The sequence below is a fragment of the Nonomuraea sp. AD125B genome (genome assembly GCF_041402765.1).
GTDB lineage: Bacteria > Actinomycetota > Actinomycetes > Streptosporangiales > Streptosporangiaceae > Nonomuraea > Nonomuraea bangladeshensis.
Genome location: NZ_JBGLOU010000001.1, coordinates 381810 through 401362 on the forward strand (window position 1 = coordinate 381810; position 19553 = coordinate 401362).

Genomic DNA, 19553 nt, shown 5'->3' on the forward strand with positions numbered 1-19553 from the left:
TTATCGTGAACTCACCATCGTTGAGTTACCTCGTGAAGGGAGCAGCGATGTCACGAACGGTCATGATCACCGGAACGTCATCGGGAATCGGCCGGGCCACGGCTCTGGCGCTGGCCGCCCGGGGCTTCACCGTCTTCGCCGGAATACGCGAGACGGCCGACGGCGAGGCGCTGCGCCACGCGGCCGGCGACCGGATCATCCCCCTGTACGTCGATGTCACCGACGCGGACTCGATCGCCGCGGCCGTGGTGCGGGTGGAGCAGGCCACCGGCGCGGCCGGGCTGGCCGGGCTCGTCAACAACGCCGGGATCGGCGCGCCCTGGCCGATGGAGCTGGTGCCGCTCGACGAGTTCCGGCGTCATCTGGAGGTGAATCTCACCGGCCAGCTCGCCGTCACCCAGGCGTTCCTGCCGCTGGTCAAGCGTGCCAGAGGGCGGATCGTCAACGTCGGATCCGAGGGCGGGCGCATCACGCTGCCGTTTCTCGGCCCCATCACCAGCGCCAAGCACGGGCTGGTCTCGGTGACCGACGCGCTGCGCATGGAGCTGCGCCCGTGGGGCGTGCACGTGAGCATCGTGGAGCCGGGCGCCACGCGGAGCAGCGCCCCCGCGAAGCTGGTGGAGAACGGACGCCGCGCCGTCGCCGAGCTGTTCTCGCCGCAGGGCCGCGCCGACTACGGCGCGACCGTCGAGCACGTCATCGGGAAGATCGCCGCGAGCAACCAGCGCAGCGGCAGCCCGCCCGAGGTGATCGCCGGAGCCGTGGTGAGGGCGATGACCTCCCGGCGGCCGAGGACGCGCTATCCGGTCGGCGGCCACGCCAAGCTTCTCACCCGGCTGCGGCGGGTGCTGCCCGACCGCGCGATGGACGCGCTGTGCACGCGAATGCTGGACCTGCCCACCGGAGCGAGATCGGAGTACGTGAGATGAGACTGTCCGCCCGCGCACTGGTCGCAGTGCTGACATGGGGCGCGACGCTGCTGCCCGGGGGCACGGCACACGCCGCCGATACGGTGGTCGAGACCATCAACGTATGGCAGTGGAACGTGGCCGGCTGGGTGATGAACGACGGCTCCACGACCACCGGCATGGTCGAGGCCGCCGCCGCGTCGATCGTGAACCGGGACGCGGATTTCGCGGCCTTCAACGAACTGTGCTGGAGCCAGTACGTGGCACTGCAGGACCGGCTGACGGCGGCCGATTGGCCCGAGGGCGACAGCTTCGCCCGCTTCGCCACCATCCGGGAGACGACCTGCGACGGTGAGCCGTTCGGCGTCGCTCTCTTCAGCCGGCGGCAGCTCGGCATCGCCAAGAAATACGACCTGCCGGCAGACGGGCGAGGCGGGGTGCACAAGCTCCTTTGCGCGCCGCTGGACGCCCGGCCGCACCTGCGCTTCTGCACCACGCACATCACCGGCTCGGAGGCGACGATCGGCGGGAGCAACATCAAGACACAGCAGCTGGCGGCGGTGCGGGGCCACCTTGAGGACCTCCACGACAATGGCGACACCGTCCTCGTCGCCGGCGATTTCAACGTGCGGCCGCATGACGAGCGGCTCGACAGCTGGTATTCGTCGAGCCTCGACGTGCCGAACAACGCCGGCAACACCGGTGCGTACAGGGAGCTGGACGACGAGGACCCGCGATGCCCCGGCGTCGGCGAGACGACCGTCAACGAGGTCAACGGGGACGGCGAGCCGATCGGCGTCGAGGAGCCCTGCGGCCAGCGCCCCAAGATAGACCTGCTCTTCGTCCGGGAGAGCGCCATCGCCGGCCCGTACACCGGTGACGCGCTGGGCAAGGGCACGGCCTGCGGCGGAGCGTGTTCCGACCATCGCGTGACGATCGGCACGGTCCCGGTCCGCGTTCGGCTCTGACGGCCTGACCCGCCGCCGGCCTTCGTCCGCCGACCCCGGCGGCTTTCTGGCCGAAATATTTCCGGGGCAAGGCCCCTGTGGACATTTATCGAGAAATTTCGCTATGTTCCCACAGGTCAATTCATGTCCCCGGAGGTCCGCATGTTTCCCTCAGTCGCGCACGAAAGAAGGGAGGTATGGCGGACCATCTCCGGCCTCGCTGTTCCCCTTTTCGTGGCCGGGTCCGTTAATTTTGCCGCCCAGCTCGGAATTATCGCCATTCTTGGACGTATGGGGGGAGAGGCGATTTATGTGCGTTCCCTCTATCAGCCTGTCGCCCTCGTCGTCCTTGCCCTGGGTGTGGGCTTCGCGGTCTGCAACCAGGTCGCCGCCGCGATCAGCAAGGGGGCCGGGCGCCCCCAGGACGTCATGTCGAACGCCGCCAGCCTGGCCAGGGTATGGCTCGGGCTCGGCGCGGCCCTGTTCCTGGTCCTCGCGGTCGCGGCTCCCTCCCTGCCCGGTCTCCTTCATGTGGACGCCGGGCTGCGGGACACGTTCGTCTCCTTCCTGCGCTGGACCAGCGCCGCCGGCCTGCTGGCCGTCGCGGGGGAGTTGTGCGCGGCCGGCCTGCGCGGCTATGGGCACGTGCGGCAGGCCACCGTCCTGGTCATCTGTACGGCGGGCGTGCGGGTCGGCCTCGTGGCCGGACTCGGGCTCGGTGCCGGCATCGGGATCACGGCGGTGCCCGTCGCCGAGGCGGCAGCCGGTCTGACCGGCCTGGCCATGGGTCTGGTGCTGCTGCGCCGCACCGAGCTGTGGCATCCGGCGGCCGCCCGGATCTGGCGGCGCGGGGTGTTCACCGACCTGCGCCGCATCGGGGTGCCCATCGCCATGTCCTTCCTCGTGATCTCGGTGTACAACCTCGCGGCCATCGGCGTCCTCGGCAACTACGGGGAGAACGCGGTGGCCGGGTTCACCGTCGCCGCCACCGTGCAGAACGTCGTGCTGCTGCCGGGCATGGTCCTGGGCACGGCCACGGCGATCACCATCAACCAGCGACGCGGCGCGGGCGAATGGGGGCGCATCCGTGCGTCGATGCGCGGCGGCATCGAGGTCACCGTCGTCACCTACGTGGTGATCGCGGCGCTGGTGTGGTCACTGCACGACCCGCTGGCACGGCTGATCGGCGGCGACGCCGGGGTGGCCGCGGCCGCGGGCGCTTATCTGGGCGCCGTGGCGCTCACCTATGCCGTCCAGGGACCCGTGCTCGCCTCGCTGACCGTCATGGAGGAGACCGGCGGCGGCTTCCTGGCCATCGTGCTCAACGCGATCTACTTCGGCCTGATCGTCGCGGTGGGCGCGGCGGCGGCCCACGCCGCCGGCAGCGCGGACGGCTTCTACGCGGCGGTGGCGTACTGCAACCTGATCGGCGTGACGGTGCCGATCGTCGCCGTACGGCACATACGAAAGCTGTCGGCACCCACAAACCCTTTGCCCCTCGAAACTAGATAGCCTAGGTTTGTACCTAGTGATCCTAGTTTGAGGGAAGAGCCATGAACCCCGTCACCGAACGCGACCTGCGCGCGTCCTTCGTCAACTGCTCCAAAGGGGAGGCCCGCAGGCTCGGACTGCCGCGCGACCTGGCCGCCACCCCCTGGGCCGACCTCGACTTCCTGGGCTGGCGCGACCCGGGGGCGCCCGAGCGGGCGTACCTGGTGGCCGAGCGCGGCGGCGGGCTCACCGGCGTGGCGCTCCGCCTGGCCCAGGACGTGCGGAGGAGCCTCACCAAGAGCACCCTGTGCTCGGTGTGCGTCACCCCGCACGCGGGCACCGGCGTCGCGCTGTTCACCGCGCCCCGCGTCGGGGCCGCCGGCCGCCAGGGCAACACGGTCGGCGTTTACATGTGCGCCGACCTCGCCTGCTCCCTGTACGTACGCGGCAGGAAGCAGACCGAGGCGGGCACGCGGTTCGAGTCGCTGACGGCGGAGGAGAAGGTCGCGCGGGCCGTGGCCAACCTGGACGCCTTCCTCGGCCGGGTGCTCGACGACACTCTCGCGAACGCCTGAGCCCCGCGCCGGCGGCACGCGGACCTCAGGCGGGCCGCCGGCGGGCGCGCGGCACCAGGGCGGGGCTGACGTGGTGCAGCACCGTGTCGCGGGTGATCACGACCCGGGCCACGTCGTCCCTGTCCGGCACCTCGTACATCACGTTGAGCAGCACCTCCTCCAGGACCGCGCGGGCCGCCCTGGCCCCGGTGCGGCGCAGCAGCGCCTGCTCGGCGACCGCCGCCACCGCGTCCTCCTCGAAGGCGAGCTCGACGCCGTCCAGCTCGAACAGCCGCTGGTACTGCCTGATCAGCGCGTTGCGCGGCTCGGTGAGCATCCGGACCAGCCCGGCCCGGTCCAGCGGGCGCAGCGTCGTCAGCACCGGCAGCCGGCCGGTCAGCTCGGGGATCAGCCCGTACGCCACCAGGTCCTGCGGCATGACCCGGGCCAGCACGTCCTCCTCGGCCGGGTCGTGGGGCGCGCCGCCGAACCCGGCCGCCCGCCGCAGCGCGCGCCGCTCGATCACCCGCTCCAGCCCGTCGAACGCGCCCCCGGCGATGAACAGCACGTTCGTCGTGTCCAGGGCGATGAGGTCCTGGTGGGGGTGCTTGCGCCCGCCCTGCGGCGGCACGTTCGCGACCGTGCCCTCCAGGATCGTCAGCAGCGCCTGCTGCACGCCCTCGCCGGAGACGTCGCGGGTGATCGACGGGTTGTCCGCCTTGCGGGCGATCTTGTCGATCTCGTCGATGTAGACGATGCCGGTCTCGGCCCGCCGCACGTCGTGGCCGGCCGCCTGGATGAGCTTGAGCAGGATGTTCTCGACGTCGTCGCCGACGTAGCCGCTCTCGGTGAGCGCGGTGGCGTCGGCGACGGCGAACGGCACGTCCAGCATCCGCGCCAGGGTCTGAACGAGGTACGTCTTGCCGCTGCCCGTGGGGCCGACCAGCAGGATGTTGGACTTGCCCAGCTCGACCGGGTCGTCCCTGGAGACGGGGGCGCGCAGGCGCTTGTAGTGGTTGTGGACGGCCACGGCCAGGGTCCGCTTGGCCCGGTCCTGGCCGATGACGTACTGGTCCAAAAAGGTGTGGATCTCGCGCGGGGTGGGCAGGTCGCGCGCCGGCCCGGCGGGTGCCGTCGCGGCCTCCTCCTCGGCCATGAGCTCGGTGCACTGCCCGACGCACTCCTCGCAGATGTAGACCGACGGCGGCCCCGCGATCAGCCGCCGGACCTCGTTCTGGCCCTTCCCGCAGAACGAGCAGGCCGGTCCCGTCGAGCGGGTCACGGCCGTCAGCCCGCCGTGCCCAGGGTCACCGGCAGCGACAGCAGCCGGGCCGTGCCCGGGTCGGGGACGCGCCGCGGCGGCCCCGCGAGCGCGAGGCCGGGGAAGCGGCGCAGCAGCGAACCGAGCGCGACCGCGGTCTGCACGCGCGCCAGCGACGCCCCGGCGCAGAAGTGCGGCCCGTGCGCGAACCCGAGCTGCCCCGCGGCGTCCCGCCCCACGTCGAACCGGTCGGGATCGGCGAAGACGCGCGGGTCGCGGTTGGCGGCCGGGATCGCGACCGTCACCGGCTCGCCCTCCGGCACCGTCACGCCGCCGATCTCGACGTCCTCCGCCGTGAACCGGGGGATGGTCAGCAGTTGCGGACCGCACCAGCGCATCAGCTCCTCGACCGCGCCCGGCATCAGCGCCGGGTCGGCGCGCAGCGCGGCCAGCTGATCGGGATGCTCGTGCAGGGCGGCCACGGAGTTGGCGATGAGGTTCGTCGGCGTCTGCCCGGCCAGGACGAGCTGCCACACCATCGTCACCAGCTCGGCCTCCGACAGCCGGTCGCCGTCCTCCTCCTGGACGCGGGCCAGCTCGGAGATCAGGTCGTCGCCCGGCTCGGCCCGCGCCCTGGCCACGGCGGCCTTCGCGCCCTCCAGGATCCCGGGGATCGCCTCGGCGAACGCCGCCCCGTGCCCCGCCGCGACATCCGCGCCCCACGCGCGCCAGCGCGGCCGGTCGGCGGCCGGGATGCCGGTCAGCTCGCAGATCACCTCCATCGGCAGCGGCCGGGCGAAGCGCGCCAGCAGGTCCACCGTGCCGCCTCCTGGGCCGCCTCCTGGGCCGCCTCCTGGGCCGTCGTCCGACCGGTGGCCGGGCAGCTCGTCCAGCAGGGCGTCCACGACGGCCTCGACGCGCGGCCGGAACCGCTCCGCCTGCCGCGGCGCGAACGCGGGCGCGACCAGGCGGCGCAGCCGGGCGTGCTCGGCGCCGTTCAGCTCGGACATCGTCGTCATGTACGGCAGGCAGTCGGCCGGGACGTCCGGCCGCTGGTAGCTGTCCTCACGGGTGCGCAGCCGCGGATCAGCGAGCGCCGCCCGGCCCTCGGCGTGCCGCAGCACCACCCAGAACGCGAACCCCGGCCCGGTGAGCCGCGCCACGGGGGAGTCGGCGGCCGCCCTGACGTACGCGGCGGAGGGGTCGCGCAGCAGCGCGGGGTCGGTCAGGTCGAGCTCGGGCACGTCGGCCATGGGCCACCCCTCATTTCAGATGATCTCATCATTTGAGTGTTCACGGTATCCTGACCGGCGGGACCCGGCAACGCGAGGAGGACGATGGCCCGGCTGACCAGAGCGCAGGCACAGGAGCGCAACCGGGCGAGAGTGCTGGCCGCGGCGCGGGAGGAGTTCACCGAGCGCGGATACCGGGAAGCCAAGATCGACGGCATCGCCGACCGCGCCGAGCTCACGCGGGGAGCGGTCTACTCCAACTTCCCCGGCAAGCGGGCGCTTTACTTCGCGGTGCTGGCCGAGCTGGCCGAGTCCGCCGAGCCGCCCGCGCCCGCGGAGCCCGCGCTGACCGTGGGCGAGGCGCTGGGGGAGGTGGCCCGCGCCTGGCTCGCCCGGCTGCCGCTCGCCACCGACGACGAACGCGGGCCGAGCCGGCTCGGCATGCACCTGATGCCGGAGATCCTCGCCGACGAGCTGACGCGGGTGCCGTACGCGCAGCTCGTGAAGCTCGACGCGATCCTGCTCGGGCTGGCGCTGGAACGCCTGCGGCCGCCGCCCGCCCCGGACGGGCGGCTGGTGGGGCTCGCCGAGGCCGCGCTCACGCTGCTGCACGGGGCGGGGCAGCTTGCGGCGGCGGCGCCGGGGTTCGTGGAGCCGTTCAACGTGGTGCGCGCCTGCGAGCGGCTGGCCGATCTCGACCTCGACGACCGGTGGTTCGTCGCACCGCTGCTGCCGCGCCTGTCGGCCGGCGACGAGCCGTGGTCGCCGCCGTCGTCGCCCGTGCCGGACGCGGTCAGCGGCGAGCCCGTACGGCTCACCGACGACGGCGTGGTGGCGGTGCTCGGCATGCACCGGCTGTCGGCCGTCGAGGACGCCGTACGGGCCGCGCCGCCCGGGGCCGAGGTCACCGCCGTCGTGGTCAGCGGCGCGCCCGAGGAGCTGTTCCCGCTGGCCAGGCTCACGCTCGCCGAGCTGTGCGGCTGCCTGCGCCCGGCCGTGCCGCGCTCGGCCTGGCCGCGGCTGCGGGTGGTGTGGGACGAGAGCGGCGACCTCGCGGCGGCGGCCGGCGTCACCGGCGTGGACGACGCCACGGAGGTGGCGCTGCGCGTCGAGGCAGGCCGTGTCACGGTGCGCGCCGAAGGCTGGGGCGCCGCCCACGCCGCCGCCCGGCACCCCGGCTGATCGCCCCGGCTCGTCTGCCCGTATGGTCTGTCCGGTTGATCGCCCCGGCTGGTCCGCCCGCCTGGCCTGCCCGCCTGGCCTGCCCGCCTGGCCTGCCCGCCTGGTCTGTCCGGCTGATCGCCCCGGCTCGTCCGCCCACCTGGTCTGCTCGCCCGGGAGCACGTCATGCTGGTGGCAGGCGGGACCGGCTCTGTGGGGACGGGTCGCGGTGACATGACCGGCATCTGATAGGAAAGTCGCCCATGTCGGGTTATTTGTCGTCCAAGGAGGCCGTTCCCGGTCTCGTCGCGCGGCTCAGGGCCGCCGGGTGCGTGTTCGCCGAGGACGAGGCGGAGCTCATCCTCGCCACCGCCCGCACCCCTGACGAGGTCGAGGTCATGACCGAGCGCCGCGTCTCCGGGCAGCCGCTGGAGCACGTGCTGGGCTGGGCGGAGTTCTGCGGGCTCCGGCTGGCCGTCGAGCCGGGGGTGTTCGTGCCGCGGCCCCGTACCGGGTTCCTCATCGGGCAGGCCGTCGCCCTGGCCGGGGAGCTTCCCGGCACGCCGGTCGTCCTCGACCTGTGCTGCGGCACGGGCGCGATGGGCGCCGCCCTGGCCGCCGGGCTGGCCGGGCCGGTCGAGCTGCACGCGGCCGACCTCGATCCCGCCGCTGTGCGCTGCGCCCGGCGCAACCTGCCCGACGCCTCCGTCCACGAGGGCGACCTGTACGAGCCGCTGCCCGCGACGTTGCGCGGCCGGGTGGACCTGCTGATCGCCAGCCCGCCGTACGTGCCGTCCGCCTCCGTCGGGCTGCTGCCCCCGGAGGCCCGCCTGTACGAGCCGCTGACCGCGCTCGACGGCGGCCACGACGGCCTCGACGTGGTCCGCCGCGTGATCGCCGGCGCGCCCGGCTGGCTGGCCCCCGGCGGCCACCTGCTGATCGAGACCAGCGAACGCCAGGCCGAGGCCACCGCCCGCGCCGCCGAGGAGGCCGGCCTGACCGCCCGCGTCACCGGCTCCGACGAGCTGGACGCCACCGCCGTCGTCGCCACCGCCTCACGGGAGTAAAGGACCAACGGCACCCCGATCCAGGGACTTCGTCCCCGGGTGCGGCCCGCCCCGTGACGCCACGATGAAAGGGGAAGGCCGAGCCGCTGGAGGAGTGTCATGAGCGTCGAGACCCTGGTGGCCGAGCAGGTCATGAGCCGGATCCTGGTCGTCGTCAAGCCGGAGGAGTCGCCGCTGATGGCGTGGGAGCTGATGCGCCGCGCCGACGTGCACCATCTCCCCGTCGTGTCCGGCGGGCACCTGCTCGGGGTGCTGAGCCGCGAGGACCTCGCGGCCTCCTGGTCCGGCGGGCCGTGGGAGCAGTCGGGACGCCAGGTGGGCGCGGTGCTGACGGGCGAGCGCCGGCCGCGGGTGCGGCCCGGCACGCCGCTGCCACGGGTGGCGGCGATCCTGGCCGACTCCGGCTGTGACGCCTTGCCGGTGGTGGGGGAGCACGGGCTGGTCGGGCTCATCACCGCTTCCGACGTGGTCGCCGCCGTCGCGGGCCGCCGTACGCACCAGAAGGGCACGGCGGGCGAGGTGATGACCGGCATGTTCCACCTCGAACCGGTGCTTCCGCGGGAGAGCTGAGGGAGGAAGGGCGCATGTACGCGCTGGTGGTGTACGAGTCGATGTACGGCAACACGAAGGCGGTCGCCGAGTCGATCGCCGAAGGGCTGGCGGGCGCCATGCGGGCCGAGGTGGCCGAGGTCGCCACCGCCCCCGACGTGGTGGGCGCTGACGTGGGCCTGTTGGTGGTGGGCGGGCCGACGCACGCGTTCGGGCTGAGCAGGGTCTCGACCCGGCAGTCCGCTGCGGAGCAGGCCGAGGGCGGCCCGCTGGTCTCCGGGGGCCGCGGGGTGCGCGAGTGGCTGGCGGCGCTGCGCACCTCGTCGGCCGCCCTCGACGCGGCGGCCTTCGACACGCGGGTCGCCAGGCCGCGCATGCCGGGCTCGGCCGCGCAGGGCGTCGCGAGGCGGCTGCGCCGGGCCGGGGTACGGCTGGCCTGCCCGGCGCGCAGCTTCTACGTGGAGGGCACCCTGGGCCCGCTCGTCCCCGGCGAGCTGGACCGGGCCAGGGAATGGGGCGAGAGCCTGGCCCGCGCCCGCACCATCCCGGCGGCGTAACCCGGCAGGCTCCGCGCGGTCCGCGCGCCGGACCTCGGGCGGTCCGCGCGCCGGACCTCGGGCGGTCCGCGCGCCGGACCTCGGGCGGTCCGCGCGGTGGACTCCGGGCGGTCCGCGCGTGGTCCGGTGCGGCGGGCGGGCGCGTGGATTCCGTGCGGCGGCGAGGAGACTCGTCGCCGCACGGTTTTTTGTTTCTCGTGAAATGTCGCGAATTAAGGCCGTTCGCCGCTTCCACCTGCATGGACTTCCTGCCGGATTCGCGATTTCATTTCCCCGTCATCGCCAATTCTTGATGGGGGGAATAAATGGTTCGGATGCGACGGACAATGGCGGTCGCCGTCATTCTGGTGGCGGCGGCGGCGTTCTCGGCGCCGTCGGCGTCGGCGGCCGGACGGCGCGAGCCGGTGCGCGTCACCCGCTTCCTCGGCGAGCGGACCCTGCCGCATCTGACCCGCCTGGACGGCACGACGGTGGGCGGCCTGTCCGGCATCGACCACGACCCCCGCACCGGCACCTGGTACTTCATCTCCGACGACCGCTGGCGCTACAATCCCGCCCGCTTCTACACCGGCCGCCTGCACATCGACCGCGTCACGGGGGAGTTCCGCGGCGTACGGCTGACCGGCGTCACCACGCTCACCCGCGCCGACGGCACGCCCTACCCCGGCTACGGCAAGCCCGAGTCCGCCGACCCCGAGTCGATCAGGTTCGACCGCTGGAACGGCCGGCTGCTGTGGGGCGACGAGGGCGACCGGCCCGACGACCGCAACCCCGGCATCCCGCTCTCCCAGCCCGCCGTCCGCGCCATGGACCGGCAGGGCCGCCACCTCGGCGCGTTCCCGCTGCCGCGCGGCCTGCGGCTGACCCGCGCCGAACGCGGCCCGCGGCGCAACTTCGGCTTCGAGGGCCTCGCCGTCACGCCCCGCGTGGTCACCGCCGTCACCGAGGGCCCCCGCTACGAGGACGGCCTGCCGCCCACCGCCGAGAGCGGCGCCCCCGCCCGGGTCACCGTGTGGAGCCGCGACGGCAGGCCGCGCGGCCAGTACGTCTACCCGCTCGACCCGCTGCCCGCCGCGCCCGTCCCGCCGACCGGCGACGCCGACAGCGGCGTGTCGGAGATCCTGGCCGTGGACGACCTGCGCTACCTCGCGCTCGAACGGTCCTGGATCCAGGGCGTCGGCTACCGCGCCCGGCTGTACGAGTTCGACCTGCGCGGCGCGACCGACGTCCTTCGCCGGCGCTCCCTGGCCGACGGGCGGGCGTACCGGCCGGTGGTCAAGCGGCTCGTCCTCGATCTGGGCGAGGCGGCCCCGCAGGTCCAGAACTACGAGGGTCTGGCCTGGGGGCCGCGGCTGGCGAACGGCGAGTGCACGCTGGTCGTCGGCTCCGACGACAACTTCAGCCAGGAGGAGGTCACCCGGTTCCTGGCGTTCGGGGCCACGGGCTGCCACTGAGCGCCCGTGGCCCCGTACTCGGTCAGGCGCCCGAGACGGCGGCGGTGACGACGGCGGCGAAGCCGCGCATGCCGAGCGCGTTCGGGTGGAAGGGGGTCGCGGCCGAGGCGGGCACGTACGGCTCGATCCAGCGGGTCCCCGGCGGGGTGCACGGGTCGTGGCCGACGCTCGGGGTCTGCAGGTCGATGAAGCCGACACCGGCCGCGGCGGCCTGCTCGGCGAGCATCTGGTTGAAGTACTGCAGGGTGGCGCGGATGTAGTTGGCGTCGGCCTTGATGATCGGGACGCGCGGATAGCAGCCGTTGGGCGGGGCGTACGTCGCATAACCGACCACGAAGATCCGGGCCTGCGGGGCGCGGGCGCGGATGTCGCCGGCGAGCTGGATCAGCTTGGGCCGCAGCGCGTCGGTCTTGACCCGCCAGCTGTCCTGGCCGTCGACGATGTAGTCGTCGTTGCAGGCGTCGCCGACGGGCGGCGGCAGCAGGTTGAGGCAGTCCTCGATGAAGCCGGTCAGTCCCACGTCGTTGGCGCCGATCTGCACGGTGACCAGCGTGGTGTCCGCGGTGACGGCGTTGAGCTGCGGCGCCACCGAGCCGAGGTCGGTGCTCTGCGACTGGTACATGTGCGTCGTCCTGGCGCCGGAGCAGGTGACGTCGCGCAGTGTGCGGGCGCCGATGGCCTGGGCCGTCAGGTGCGCGTAGTTGCGGGTGGAGCGCCAGCAGCCCAGCTCGGGCAGCACCTGGTCGGGGATGAGCGGGCCCGCCGCGGCCGAGTCGCCGAGCGCCACGTAGACGTCGTTCTGAGCGGCGGCGTGGGCGGGCGGGGAGACCGATAACAGCAGGGCGACGGCGGCGAGCATGGCGAGGACACGTCGGGACATGAGGGGACTCCTCGGGCGAGGGGGGTGAGTGGGGGGTGCCGAGTTTCCGATCGATGATGATGACCCGCGGCTCAACGATGATCCCCGAAGGTCCTTCTGTGAATTGGACGCGGTAGTGAAACAGAGCTGTCAATTCCGGTACATCTCACCAACCCCTGCGGGCCTTGGTGCGACGAATCACAAGAAACTTGGACCAGTCCGCTTGAAAGCCGACGATGTGGGCACTGTGGCTGCGTGTCTTTCGTGCTCACATCGCTCCGTCCCGCCGAGGCCGTGCACACTCCGCTCGGCGAGGACCTGGCCCCGCTGCGCGAGCTGGTGCGCGCGTTCGCCGTACGGGCCGGGCTGGAGCGTTCACGTGCCGACCTGCTGGTGCTCGCGGTCAGCGAGGCGGCGGGGAACGTCCTGGAGCACGCCCGCGCCCCCGGCACCGTGAGCCTGCGCAGCGACGCCGACGGCGTCACGGTGCACGTCGCGGACGAGGCGGGCGCCCTCACCGCCGAGCACCTGCGCGCCGCGCCGCGCCGGCCCGGTCACGGCGGCCTCGGGCTGCGGATCATCCAGCGCGTGTGCGATCGGGTGCGGCTCGACCACCCCGGCGGCCGCACCAGGCTGGAGCTGTTCATGAGCCGCCGGCTGAGCGCGGCCTGACGGCCCGGATCACCCCGCCCGGCCGTTTCGGTCCCGCCGGAAAGGGAACCTGGGGGCGATGCCGCTCGACAACACCCCACTCATGCTCCTTGAAGGTTACGGCTGGCTCCCCGCACGCCGCCGCGAGGCCCCGGACGGCGTGGCCCGCACCCGCGTCCTGGGCCGCCGCGCGACCGGCCTGTGCGGCCCCGACGCCGCCCGCTTCCTCTACGACGAGGACCACGTGCTCCGCCACGGCGCCCTCCCCGGCCTCGTGCAGAGCACACTGTTCGGCCACGGGCCGGTCCACACCCTGGACGGCGCCGACCACCGGGTCCGCAAGGCGATGTTCCTGTCGCTCATGACGCCCGCGGGCATCGCCGACCTCCGCCGGCGCACCGCCGCCGCCTGGGACGAGGCCGCGGCCGGCTGGGCCGCCAGCGGCGAACCGGTCGTGCTCTTCGACGAGGCCGCCCGCGTGCTCGGCCGCGCCGTCACCGCCTGGGCCGGCGTCACGATGTCCCCCGGCGAGGCCGACGAGCTGGCCGACGACTGCGTGGCCATGGTGGACGGCTTCGCCACGCTCGGGCCGCGCCACTGGCGCGCCCGCCGGGCCCGCGACCGGCAGGAGGCCCGGCTGACGAAGCTGCTGGAGGACGTGCGGCGCGGCGCGATCCACGCGCCCACCGGCTCGGCGCTGGCCGCGGTCGCCCGGCACACGGACGCCCACGGCGAGCGCCTCGACCCGCACCTGGCCGCGGTGGAGCTGCTCAACTTCATCCGGCCCACGGTGGCCGTCTGCTGGTTCGTCGCGTACGCGGGCCACGCGCTGCACCGTTGGCCCGAGCACCGGGCGCGGCTGCGTACGGGTGACGAGGAGTTCGCCGAGGCGTTCGCGCACGAGGTGCGGCGCTTCTACCCGTTCGCGCCGTTCGTCGGCGGGCGCGCGGCGCGCGACCTGACCTGGCGCGGCCACGAGATCCCCGAGGGCACGCTCGTGCTGCTCGACGTGTACGGCCAGAACCACGACCCGGACCTGTGGCCCGAGCCCTACTCCTTCCGCCCCGGACGTTTCCTCGGCCGCCCGATGGACCCCTTCGAGCTGATCCCGCAGGGCGGCGGCGACCCGCGCACCGGGCACCGCTGCCCCGGCGAGGACATCACCGTCACGCTGCTGCGGGAGCTGGTGGTCCGGCTGGCGCGGCTCGACCACGACGTCCCGCCGCAGGATCTGGGCATCTCGCTGCGCCGGGTCCCCGCCCGCCCGGCGAGCGGCGTCGTGATCAGCGGCGTCCGCGCTCCCGTGCCGGCCGCCGCCTCCGGCGAATAGCTATGCTCGCATAGGTATTATGGAGGGCATGTCACCCTCCGCACCGGCCGCGCCGACGGCGAACGGGGTGGTGGAGGTCATCCCTCTGCTGCACCGCGCCCTCGACCGGCGCATCGAGCTGGACTTCCCGCACCCCAAACCGCCGGAGGTCCAGCTCGCCGCGTTGCGCCTGGTGCGGGAGCGGGACGGCATCACGGTCCGTGAGCTCGCCGAGGCCCTGCTCATGAAGACCAGCAACGCCAGCGCCATGATCACCCAGATGACGGCGGCCGGGCTGCTGCGCCGCGAGCGCGACCCGGCCGACCGGCGGGTGCTCCACCTGCACCTCACCGACGAGGCGCGGCGGCGCGTGGAGGAGGCCCACGACCTGTTCACCGGCTCTGTGCTGCGCGCGTTCGGCTCGCTGGGCGAGGACGACCGGGCCGCCATCGCCGCCGCGCTGCCCGCCCTGCGCCGCCTGGCCGGCCTCATCCAGAAACCCTCCTGACCCCGCCGGGCCGCGCTCGACAAGGCCCGGTTGGAACGTTCCACGAAAGACAGGGACCAAGCTCCGCATGTCCGCACACCAGACCGACACTGTCACCGCGCCCGCCCACAGCCCGCCGCCCCGGGGCGTGCGCGCCAACCCGTGGTGGAGCCTCGTCGCCGTCGCGTTCGGCCTGTTCATGGTCGGCCTCGACGGCTCCGTCGTGTCGATCGCCAACCCCGAGATCGGCAGGGACCTCGGCGCCACCACCGCCGACCTGCAGTGGGTCACCAACGCCTACCTGCTCGCCCTCGCCGCCGCCCTCATCCTGGGCGGCAAGCTCGGCGACCGCTACGGCCGCCGCACGTACTACCTGATCGGCGTGGCCGGGTTCACGCTCGCGTCGGTCGCGATCGGCCTGTCCGGCTCCATCGCGGGCGTCATCGCCTTCCGCGCGCTGCAGGGCTTCTTCGGCGCGCTGCTCATGCCCAACACGCTCGGCACGCTGCGCGCGGTGTTCCCGCCCCGCAGGTTCGGCATGGCCGTCGGCATCTGGGCCATGGTCTCCTCGGTCTCGACCGCGCTCGGCCCGATCGTGGGCGGGCTGCTCGTCGAGCACGTCTCCTGGGAGTCGGTCTTCTTCATCAACGCCCCCATCGGCCTGCTCGCCCTGGTCGTCTCGGCCCTCGTCCTGCCGCAGACCAGGACCTCCACCGGCCACCACCGCTTCGACGCCGGCGGCGTGCTGCTGCTCGCCGCCGGGCTGGTCGCCGTCGTCTTCGCCGTCGTCAAGGGCGAGACGTGGGGCTGGACCGACGCGAGGACGCTCGGCTGCGGCCTGGCCGGCCTGCTCGTGCTGGCCCTCTTCTGCTGGTACGAGACCCGCCGCGAGCACCCGCTGCTGCCGATGCGGCTCTTCCGCAACCCGACGCTGACGATCGGCACCGTCATCACCGCGATCAACTTCTTCGCGCTGCTCGGCTCGATCTTCTACCTCATGCTCTACCTGCAGAACGTCCGCGGTCTCAGCCCCGTGGAGGCCGGCGTCCACACGCTGCCCCTGAGCGTCGCCTCCGTCGTGGCCGCGCCGCTCGGCGCCGCCGTCACCGGGCGCTTCGGCGCGCGGGTGTCGATGCCGCTCGGCATGCTGCTGCAGGCCGCCGCCGCCACCGGGCTGGCCCTGCTGTCGGCCGGCTCGTCCTACCACGCCATGTGGCCGCCGTTCGTCGCCTTCGGCCTCGGCGTCGGCATGGTCATGGCCGCCTCCTCCGAGGCCATCGTCGGCAACGCGCCCGTCAGGGACGGCGGCGTCGCGGGCGGCCTGCAGAGCACCGCGCTCCAGATCGGCGGCGCGCTCGGCACCTCGGTGCTGGTCTCGCTGATCGGCAGCCGGGTCTCCGGCACCCTCACCGGCGAGCTCGCCGCGGTCGGCGTCCCCGGCGCGGAGGGGTTCCGCGCGGCCGAGGACGCGGTCGCGATGGGGGTCGCCCCGGTGACGCCGGACATGCCCGCGCAGCTGCGGGCGGCCGTCACCGAGGGCGCGCACCAGGCGTTCATGAACGGCGTCCACACGGCCGCGCTCGTCACGGCGGTCGTGTGCGCCGCGGCCGCCGTGGTGGCCGCCCTCGGCGTCCGCCGGTCCTCCTACGGCCAGCCGTAGACCTTCTTGATCGCGGCGGCGATCTCGTTCACCAGGCCGGCGTCGCTGCCGTTGGCGAGGACGGCGAACCCCGCCCCGAGCTTCGGATAGCCCTGGAACAGCGAGCGGAAGCCGTAGTTCGAGCCGTCGTGGCTGTAGGAGAAGCCGTCGGTCCCCGCGCCCGCGAGGAACAGCCCGCGCCCCATGCCCGGCTGCGGGCCCTCCGACAGCAGCGTGCGCACCGACGCCCTGCTGAGCGGACCGGCGACGTCGCCGGAGGCGGTGTACGCCCGGTTGAGCCAGGACACCAGCCGGCACAGGTCGAGGACGTTCGTGTAGAGGCCGGCGGCGGCCGACTCCGGGTAGCGGTTGCGCTTGCCGGGGATCACGGCGCCGGCCGCGGTGTGGCCGGAGGCCAGCTCGAAGGCGGGCGTGAGGGCGTACGAGCTGGTCGTCATGCCGAGCGGCGCGAACACCTCCCTCTGCATGTAGTCCGCCAGCGTCCCGCCGGTCCGCTGCTCCAGCATGCGCTGCAGCAGCACGAAGCCCGCGCCGGAGTAGTGGTACTCGGCGCCGGGCGTGGTGGTCAGCTCGATCTTCGGCGAGTTGCCCTCGCCGTTCATGACCTGCAGCAGCGTCGGCACGGTGGCGTCGGGGCCGTAGCCGGCGAAGCCGCCGCCGCCGGAGGCGAACCCGGAGCAGGCGCCGGCCGGCGAGGTCGAGCCGCGCCCGACGACGCCGGCCCGGTGGGCGAGCAGCCGGTCGATCGTCGGGACCGCGGTGGAGGTCACGCAGTCGCGCTGCGGCAGCGTCCAGCCGAGGTGCGGGCGGACGTCGGCGCTCAGCGCCGGGCCGCCGGTCTGCGCGAGGCGCAGCACGCCGAGCGCCGTCACCGCCTTGCTGATCGAGGCGGCCTGGAACGCGCTCTCCGGATGGGCGGCCGCCGCGCCGCCCGCCTCCAGCCGGCCGTAGCCGGTGGACCAGGCGATCTTGTTGCCGACGACCACGGCGACCGTGACGCCCGGCGTGTGGTAGGCGCTCATGCGCTGCCAGAGCGTCGCGCCGCCGACCTTGTTCTCGACCTGGCGCACCTTGTCGGCGGGCAGCGCGGGCGCCTTGCCGCGGGTGCTCAGCACCCAGCCGCCGCCCGGCGCGAACGCCACGGTGTGCACCTGCCAGCCGCCGCCCGCGAGCGTCCCCATCCTGGTGAAGCAGGCGTCGGGGATGCCGCGCGCGAAGTACTCGTCCTGCGCGACCACCACCCAGCCGCCCGCCTTCGGGAAAGCGACCCGGGTCAGCTTGCGGCCGCCCTGGGTGAGGTTGCGCATCATCTGGTAGCACTCGTCGTCCACGCCCTTGGCGTAGAAGGCGTTCGTGGCGGTCACCACCCACCGGTCGCCGCCCGCGGGCGGGAACGCCACGTCCACGACCTGCTGCCCGGCGGCGTAGTAGGACTTGATCCGGTCCAGGCAGGCCGCCGGCAGGCCGCGCGCCGACACGCCCTTGTCGGTGGTGATCACCCAGCGGTCGCCGCCCTCCGGAGGGAAGGCCAGGCAGTGGATCCGCCGGCCCGCCTTGGACAGCGCCCCCAGCTCGGTGAAGCAGGCGTCGGGGATGCCCCGGGCGAAGTAGCGGCCGTCCTGGGTGACGACCACCCAGCCGCCTGACGGCGTGAACGCGAACGCCGTCACCCCGTACGGCGCCAGCTCGCCCAGCTTCGCGTGCGCCTCGGCGGTGACGCCCGCGTCGTAGAAGGGGTAGCTCGCCGCCAGCGCCGGGCTCGCGGACCCGGCGGCGGCCAGGCCGGCGGCGCCGGCCAGGGCGAGAAAACGTCTGCGTTCCATGCGGTTAACTCCTCACGTCGAGCCCCCGGGGCGAGGCGCGCGGACGATCTTACGACCGTGTGGCACAGACGTGGGAATCGTTGTCAGAAGGGGCCTCTCGGCCCAGGTGGCTCAGTCCAGGCGACTCAGTCCAGGTGACCGGCGATCTCGGCGATCTCCTCGGTCTGCGCCTTGACGATGCGGTCGGCCAGCTCGTGCGTCGGCCCGTGCACGCCGCCCGCCTTCACCTCCTCGGCCATGTGGATGCCGTGTTCGAGATGCTTGGACACCAGCGTCAGCCAGCCCCGGTCGAAGCCCGGCCCGGCCTTCAGCTCGGCGCCCGCCGTCGAGGTCTCCTCCTTCGGCACCAGCTGGTCCCAGGACGTGAGCCAGTCCGACATCGCCTTGATGTCGGCCTGCTCCTTCGGGATGAGCTCGGCGCCGAGTTCGCGTACGTACGCGCCGGAGCCGCGCTCGACGGCCAGCCCGGCGAGGTGGATCGTCTCGCGGTGATGGGTGATCATCTGCTGGTTGAAGCGCACGTCGGCCTGCGAGTAGCCCGGATCGGCGCCGGCCGCGGCGCACCCGGCCGCCGCCGTCAGCAGGGTCGTCAGCAGGGCCGCCGTGGTCATCCTGAAGCGCATGTAGGAGGGTACGCGGGCGGCGCCGCCCGGGTTCAGCCGAGTTTGGCGGCCAGCTCCGCGGCCAGGACCAGATCCTCGGCGATCAGCCCCGAGGAGGTGAACAACGTCGGCGCGCCGGGCGGCGGCGTGCCCTCGCCGGTGAGCACGTGGTGCAGGTCGGTGTCGCAGCCGGGCATCCCCGCGTGCTCGCCCACCACGTACGGCCGCCGGCTCCCGGGCTCCGGCGTCCGGCCGCCGATCACGTTGACGTGCGACCCCGGCCCGGGAGCCGGTCCCGGGAACAGCGGGCCGGGCAGGCAGACGCACACGATGTCCGCCTCGGCCACGTCGTCAGGGTCGCCGGGGACGACCTTCGCGCCGTGCTCGGCGTCCAGCTCCTCGGCCAGGCGGCGGGCCCGGCGGGCGTCGGGGCCGACGACGCGCACCTCGTCGGGCTGGCGTACCGAGAGCATGGCCCGTACGTGTGCGCGGGCGTCGGCCCCCGTCCCGAGCACCACCAGCCGCCGGGCGTCGGCCTGGGCGAGGTGCCGGGTCGCGAGCGCGCTCACCGCCGCCGCGCGCAGCACGGCGAGCGCCCGCGCGTCGAGCAGCAGCCGCGGCCGCAGCTCGTCCGCGTCGAACACGACGAACACCGCGTCGTCCCCAGGCCCGGGTTCAGGAGAGGGGAGGGGGCGGGACACGGGGGCGGCGGTCAGGCGGGCGGCGGCCCACCGGCCGCGCTCGCCCGCCGACAGCACCAGCTCGCCGCCCCCCAGCCCGGCGCGGGCGGCGGGCGCGTCGGGACCGGGAGGTCCCGCGCGGAAGGCCGCCTCCAGCGCCATCACCGCGTGTTCCATCGGCAACATGCGCCGGATCTGCTCGTCTCCCAGGTACGGCGGCCCGGCCACGCGCGTCTCCCCCCGTCTCGGCTCGGCTGCCGCGCCAGTCTGCCGCAGCCCCGCACCCCCCGACAGGGCCCCG

At 73.8% G+C, this 19553-nt stretch carries 19 protein-coding genes; 13 read left to right on the top strand and 6 right to left on the bottom strand.

Annotated features, from left to right (window positions below; genetic code table 11):
• The first annotated feature begins 47 nt into the window (after window positions 1-47).
• From ACBR40_RS01720 to ACBR40_RS01735, 4 genes are all read left to right on the top strand, one after another.
• Window positions 48-929 (top strand): SDR family NAD(P)-dependent oxidoreductase, encoded by an 882-nt coding sequence (locus ACBR40_RS01720; protein WP_371247106.1) that lies wholly within the window; start codon window positions 48-50, stop codon window positions 927-929.
• Window positions 926-1876 (top strand): endonuclease/exonuclease/phosphatase family protein, encoded by a 951-nt coding sequence (locus ACBR40_RS01725; RefSeq protein WP_371247107.1) that lies wholly within the window; start codon window positions 926-928, stop codon window positions 1874-1876. The genes ACBR40_RS01720 and ACBR40_RS01725 overlap by 4 nt, the downstream gene beginning before the upstream one ends.
• Before the next feature lie 141 nt (window positions 1877-2017).
• A complete protein-coding gene (locus ACBR40_RS01730) occupies window positions 2018-3367 on the top strand; it encodes an MATE family efflux transporter (protein ID WP_371247574.1) in 1350 nt (449 codons plus the stop codon).
• A 41-nt stretch (window positions 3368-3408) separates the two neighbouring features.
• The gene (locus tag ACBR40_RS01735) at window positions 3409-3921 is read left to right on the top strand and encodes an FBP domain-containing protein (protein WP_344215232.1); all 513 of its coding nucleotides are present in this window, start codon (window positions 3409-3411) and stop codon (window positions 3919-3921) included.
• A gap of 25 nt (window positions 3922-3946) precedes the next feature.
• Here ACBR40_RS01735 and clpX read toward each other — a convergent pair whose 3' ends face one another.
• Both clpX and ACBR40_RS01745 read right to left on the bottom strand, forming a co-directional pair.
• The gene (gene clpX / locus ACBR40_RS01740) at window positions 3947-5182 is read right to left on the bottom strand and encodes an ATP-dependent Clp protease ATP-binding subunit ClpX (RefSeq protein ID WP_344215230.1); all 1236 of its coding nucleotides are present in this window, start codon (window positions 5180-5182) and stop codon (window positions 3947-3949) included.
• A 5-nt stretch (window positions 5183-5187) separates the two neighbouring features.
• Window positions 5188-6414, bottom strand: a complete 1227-nt coding sequence (locus ACBR40_RS01745) for a cytochrome P450 (protein ID WP_344215228.1) — start codon at window positions 6412-6414, stop codon at window positions 5188-5190.
• 84 nt (window positions 6415-6498) lie between these two features.
• On the opposite strand from ACBR40_RS01745, the gene ACBR40_RS01750 reads away from it, so the two are divergent.
• From ACBR40_RS01750 to ACBR40_RS01770, 5 genes are all read left to right on the top strand, one after another.
• Entirely contained in the window at window positions 6499-7575 is a 1077-nt protein-coding gene (locus ACBR40_RS01750; RefSeq protein WP_371247108.1) for a TetR/AcrR family transcriptional regulator, read from the top strand.
• A 242-nt stretch (window positions 7576-7817) separates the two neighbouring features.
• Window positions 7818-8621, top strand: coding sequence for a putative protein N(5)-glutamine methyltransferase (locus ACBR40_RS01755; protein WP_371247109.1), 804 nt, complete (start codon window positions 7818-7820; stop codon window positions 8619-8621).
• A 99-nt stretch (window positions 8622-8720) separates the two neighbouring features.
• Entirely contained in the window at window positions 8721-9191 is a 471-nt protein-coding gene (locus tag ACBR40_RS01760; RefSeq protein ID WP_344215222.1) for a CBS domain-containing protein, read from the top strand.
• Window positions 9192-9205: 14 nt separating this feature from the next.
• Entirely contained in the window at window positions 9206-9727 is a 522-nt protein-coding gene (locus tag ACBR40_RS01765; protein WP_371247110.1) for a flavodoxin family protein, read from the top strand.
• Between the two features lie 314 nt (window positions 9728-10041).
• Window positions 10042-11181, top strand: a complete 1140-nt coding sequence (locus tag ACBR40_RS01770; RefSeq protein ID WP_371247111.1) for an esterase-like activity of phytase family protein — start codon at window positions 10042-10044, stop codon at window positions 11179-11181.
• A 22-nt stretch (window positions 11182-11203) separates the two neighbouring features.
• Here the strand turns inward: ACBR40_RS01770 and ACBR40_RS01775 are convergent, their stop codons facing one another.
• Window positions 11204-12061, bottom strand: coding sequence for an SGNH/GDSL hydrolase family protein (locus tag ACBR40_RS01775; protein ID WP_344215216.1), 858 nt, complete (start codon window positions 12059-12061; stop codon window positions 11204-11206).
• 234 nt (window positions 12062-12295) lie between these two features.
• Here ACBR40_RS01775 and ACBR40_RS01780 point away from each other — a divergent pair, with 234 nt between their 5' ends.
• The 4 genes from ACBR40_RS01780 to ACBR40_RS01795 all read left to right on the top strand — a co-directional run bounded on the left by ACBR40_RS01780 (window position 12296) and on the right by ACBR40_RS01795 (window position 16147).
• The gene (locus ACBR40_RS01780) at window positions 12296-12712 is read left to right on the top strand and encodes an ATP-binding protein (protein WP_344215214.1); all 417 of its coding nucleotides are present in this window, start codon (window positions 12296-12298) and stop codon (window positions 12710-12712) included.
• 82 nt (window positions 12713-12794) lie between these two features.
• Entirely contained in the window at window positions 12795-14021 is a 1227-nt protein-coding gene (locus ACBR40_RS01785) for a cytochrome P450 (RefSeq protein ID WP_371247112.1), read from the top strand.
• Between the two features lie 28 nt (window positions 14022-14049).
• The gene (locus ACBR40_RS01790; protein ID WP_371247113.1) at window positions 14050-14508 is read left to right on the top strand and encodes a MarR family winged helix-turn-helix transcriptional regulator; all 459 of its coding nucleotides are present in this window, start codon (window positions 14050-14052) and stop codon (window positions 14506-14508) included.
• Window positions 14509-14575: 67 nt separating this feature from the next.
• Window positions 14576-16147, top strand: coding sequence for an MFS transporter (locus ACBR40_RS01795; protein WP_371247114.1), 1572 nt, complete (start codon window positions 14576-14578; stop codon window positions 16145-16147).
• Here the strand turns inward: ACBR40_RS01795 and ACBR40_RS01800 are convergent.
• The 3 genes from ACBR40_RS01800 to ACBR40_RS01810 all read right to left on the bottom strand — a co-directional run bounded on the left by ACBR40_RS01800 (window position 16132) and on the right by ACBR40_RS01810 (window position 19480).
• Window positions 16132-17970, bottom strand: a complete 1839-nt coding sequence (locus tag ACBR40_RS01800) for a serine hydrolase (protein ID WP_371247115.1) — start codon at window positions 17968-17970, stop codon at window positions 16132-16134. The genes ACBR40_RS01795 and ACBR40_RS01800 overlap by 16 nt on opposite strands.
• 125 nt (window positions 17971-18095) lie before the next feature.
• On the bottom strand, window positions 18096-18593 hold the full coding sequence (locus tag ACBR40_RS01805) for a DUF305 domain-containing protein (protein ID WP_371247116.1): 498 nt from the start codon (window positions 18591-18593) through the stop codon (window positions 18096-18098).
• Window positions 18594-18625: 32 nt separating this feature from the next.
• A complete protein-coding gene (locus ACBR40_RS01810) occupies window positions 18626-19480 on the bottom strand; it encodes a hypothetical protein (RefSeq protein ID WP_371247117.1) in 855 nt (284 codons plus the stop codon).
• Window positions 19481-19553 lie beyond the last annotated feature (73 nt).

Bases quoted from the DNA above. Each gene is read 5' to 3' on its own strand.
- ACBR40_RS01720 (WP_371247106.1), top strand. From the start codon at position 48: ATGTCACGAACGGTCATGATCACCGGAACGTCATCGGGAATCGGCCGG.
- ACBR40_RS01725 (WP_371247107.1), top strand. From the start codon at position 926: ATGAGACTGTCCGCCCGCGCACTGGTCGCAGTGCTGACATGGGGCGCG.
- ACBR40_RS01730 (WP_371247574.1), top strand. From the start codon at position 2,018: ATGTTTCCCTCAGTCGCGCACGAAAGAAGGGAGGTATGGCGGACCATC.
- ACBR40_RS01735 (WP_344215232.1), top strand. From the start codon at position 3,409: ATGAACCCCGTCACCGAACGCGACCTGCGCGCGTCCTTCGTCAACTGC.
- ACBR40_RS01745 (WP_344215228.1), bottom strand. From the start codon at position 6,414: ATGGCCGACGTGCCCGAGCTCGACCTGACCGACCCCGCGCTGCTGCGC.
- ACBR40_RS01750 (WP_371247108.1), top strand. From the start codon at position 6,499: ATGGCCCGGCTGACCAGAGCGCAGGCACAGGAGCGCAACCGGGCGAGA.
- ACBR40_RS01755 (WP_371247109.1), top strand. From the start codon at position 7,818: ATGTCGGGTTATTTGTCGTCCAAGGAGGCCGTTCCCGGTCTCGTCGCG.
- ACBR40_RS01760 (WP_344215222.1), top strand. From the start codon at position 8,721: ATGAGCGTCGAGACCCTGGTGGCCGAGCAGGTCATGAGCCGGATCCTG.
- ACBR40_RS01765 (WP_371247110.1), top strand. From the start codon at position 9,206: ATGTACGCGCTGGTGGTGTACGAGTCGATGTACGGCAACACGAAGGCG.
- ACBR40_RS01770 (WP_371247111.1), top strand. From the start codon at position 10,042: ATGCGACGGACAATGGCGGTCGCCGTCATTCTGGTGGCGGCGGCGGCG.
- ACBR40_RS01775 (WP_344215216.1), bottom strand. From the start codon at position 12,061: ATGTCCCGACGTGTCCTCGCCATGCTCGCCGCCGTCGCCCTGCTGTTA.
- ACBR40_RS01785 (WP_371247112.1), top strand. From the start codon at position 12,795: ATGCTCCTTGAAGGTTACGGCTGGCTCCCCGCACGCCGCCGCGAGGCC.
- ACBR40_RS01790 (WP_371247113.1), top strand. From the start codon at position 14,050: ATGTCACCCTCCGCACCGGCCGCGCCGACGGCGAACGGGGTGGTGGAG.
- ACBR40_RS01795 (WP_371247114.1), top strand. From the start codon at position 14,576: ATGTCCGCACACCAGACCGACACTGTCACCGCGCCCGCCCACAGCCCG.
- ACBR40_RS01800 (WP_371247115.1), bottom strand. From the start codon at position 17,970: ATGGAACGCAGACGTTTTCTCGCCCTGGCCGGCGCCGCCGGCCTGGCC.
- ACBR40_RS01805 (WP_371247116.1), bottom strand. From the start codon at position 18,593: ATGCGCTTCAGGATGACCACGGCGGCCCTGCTGACGACCCTGCTGACG.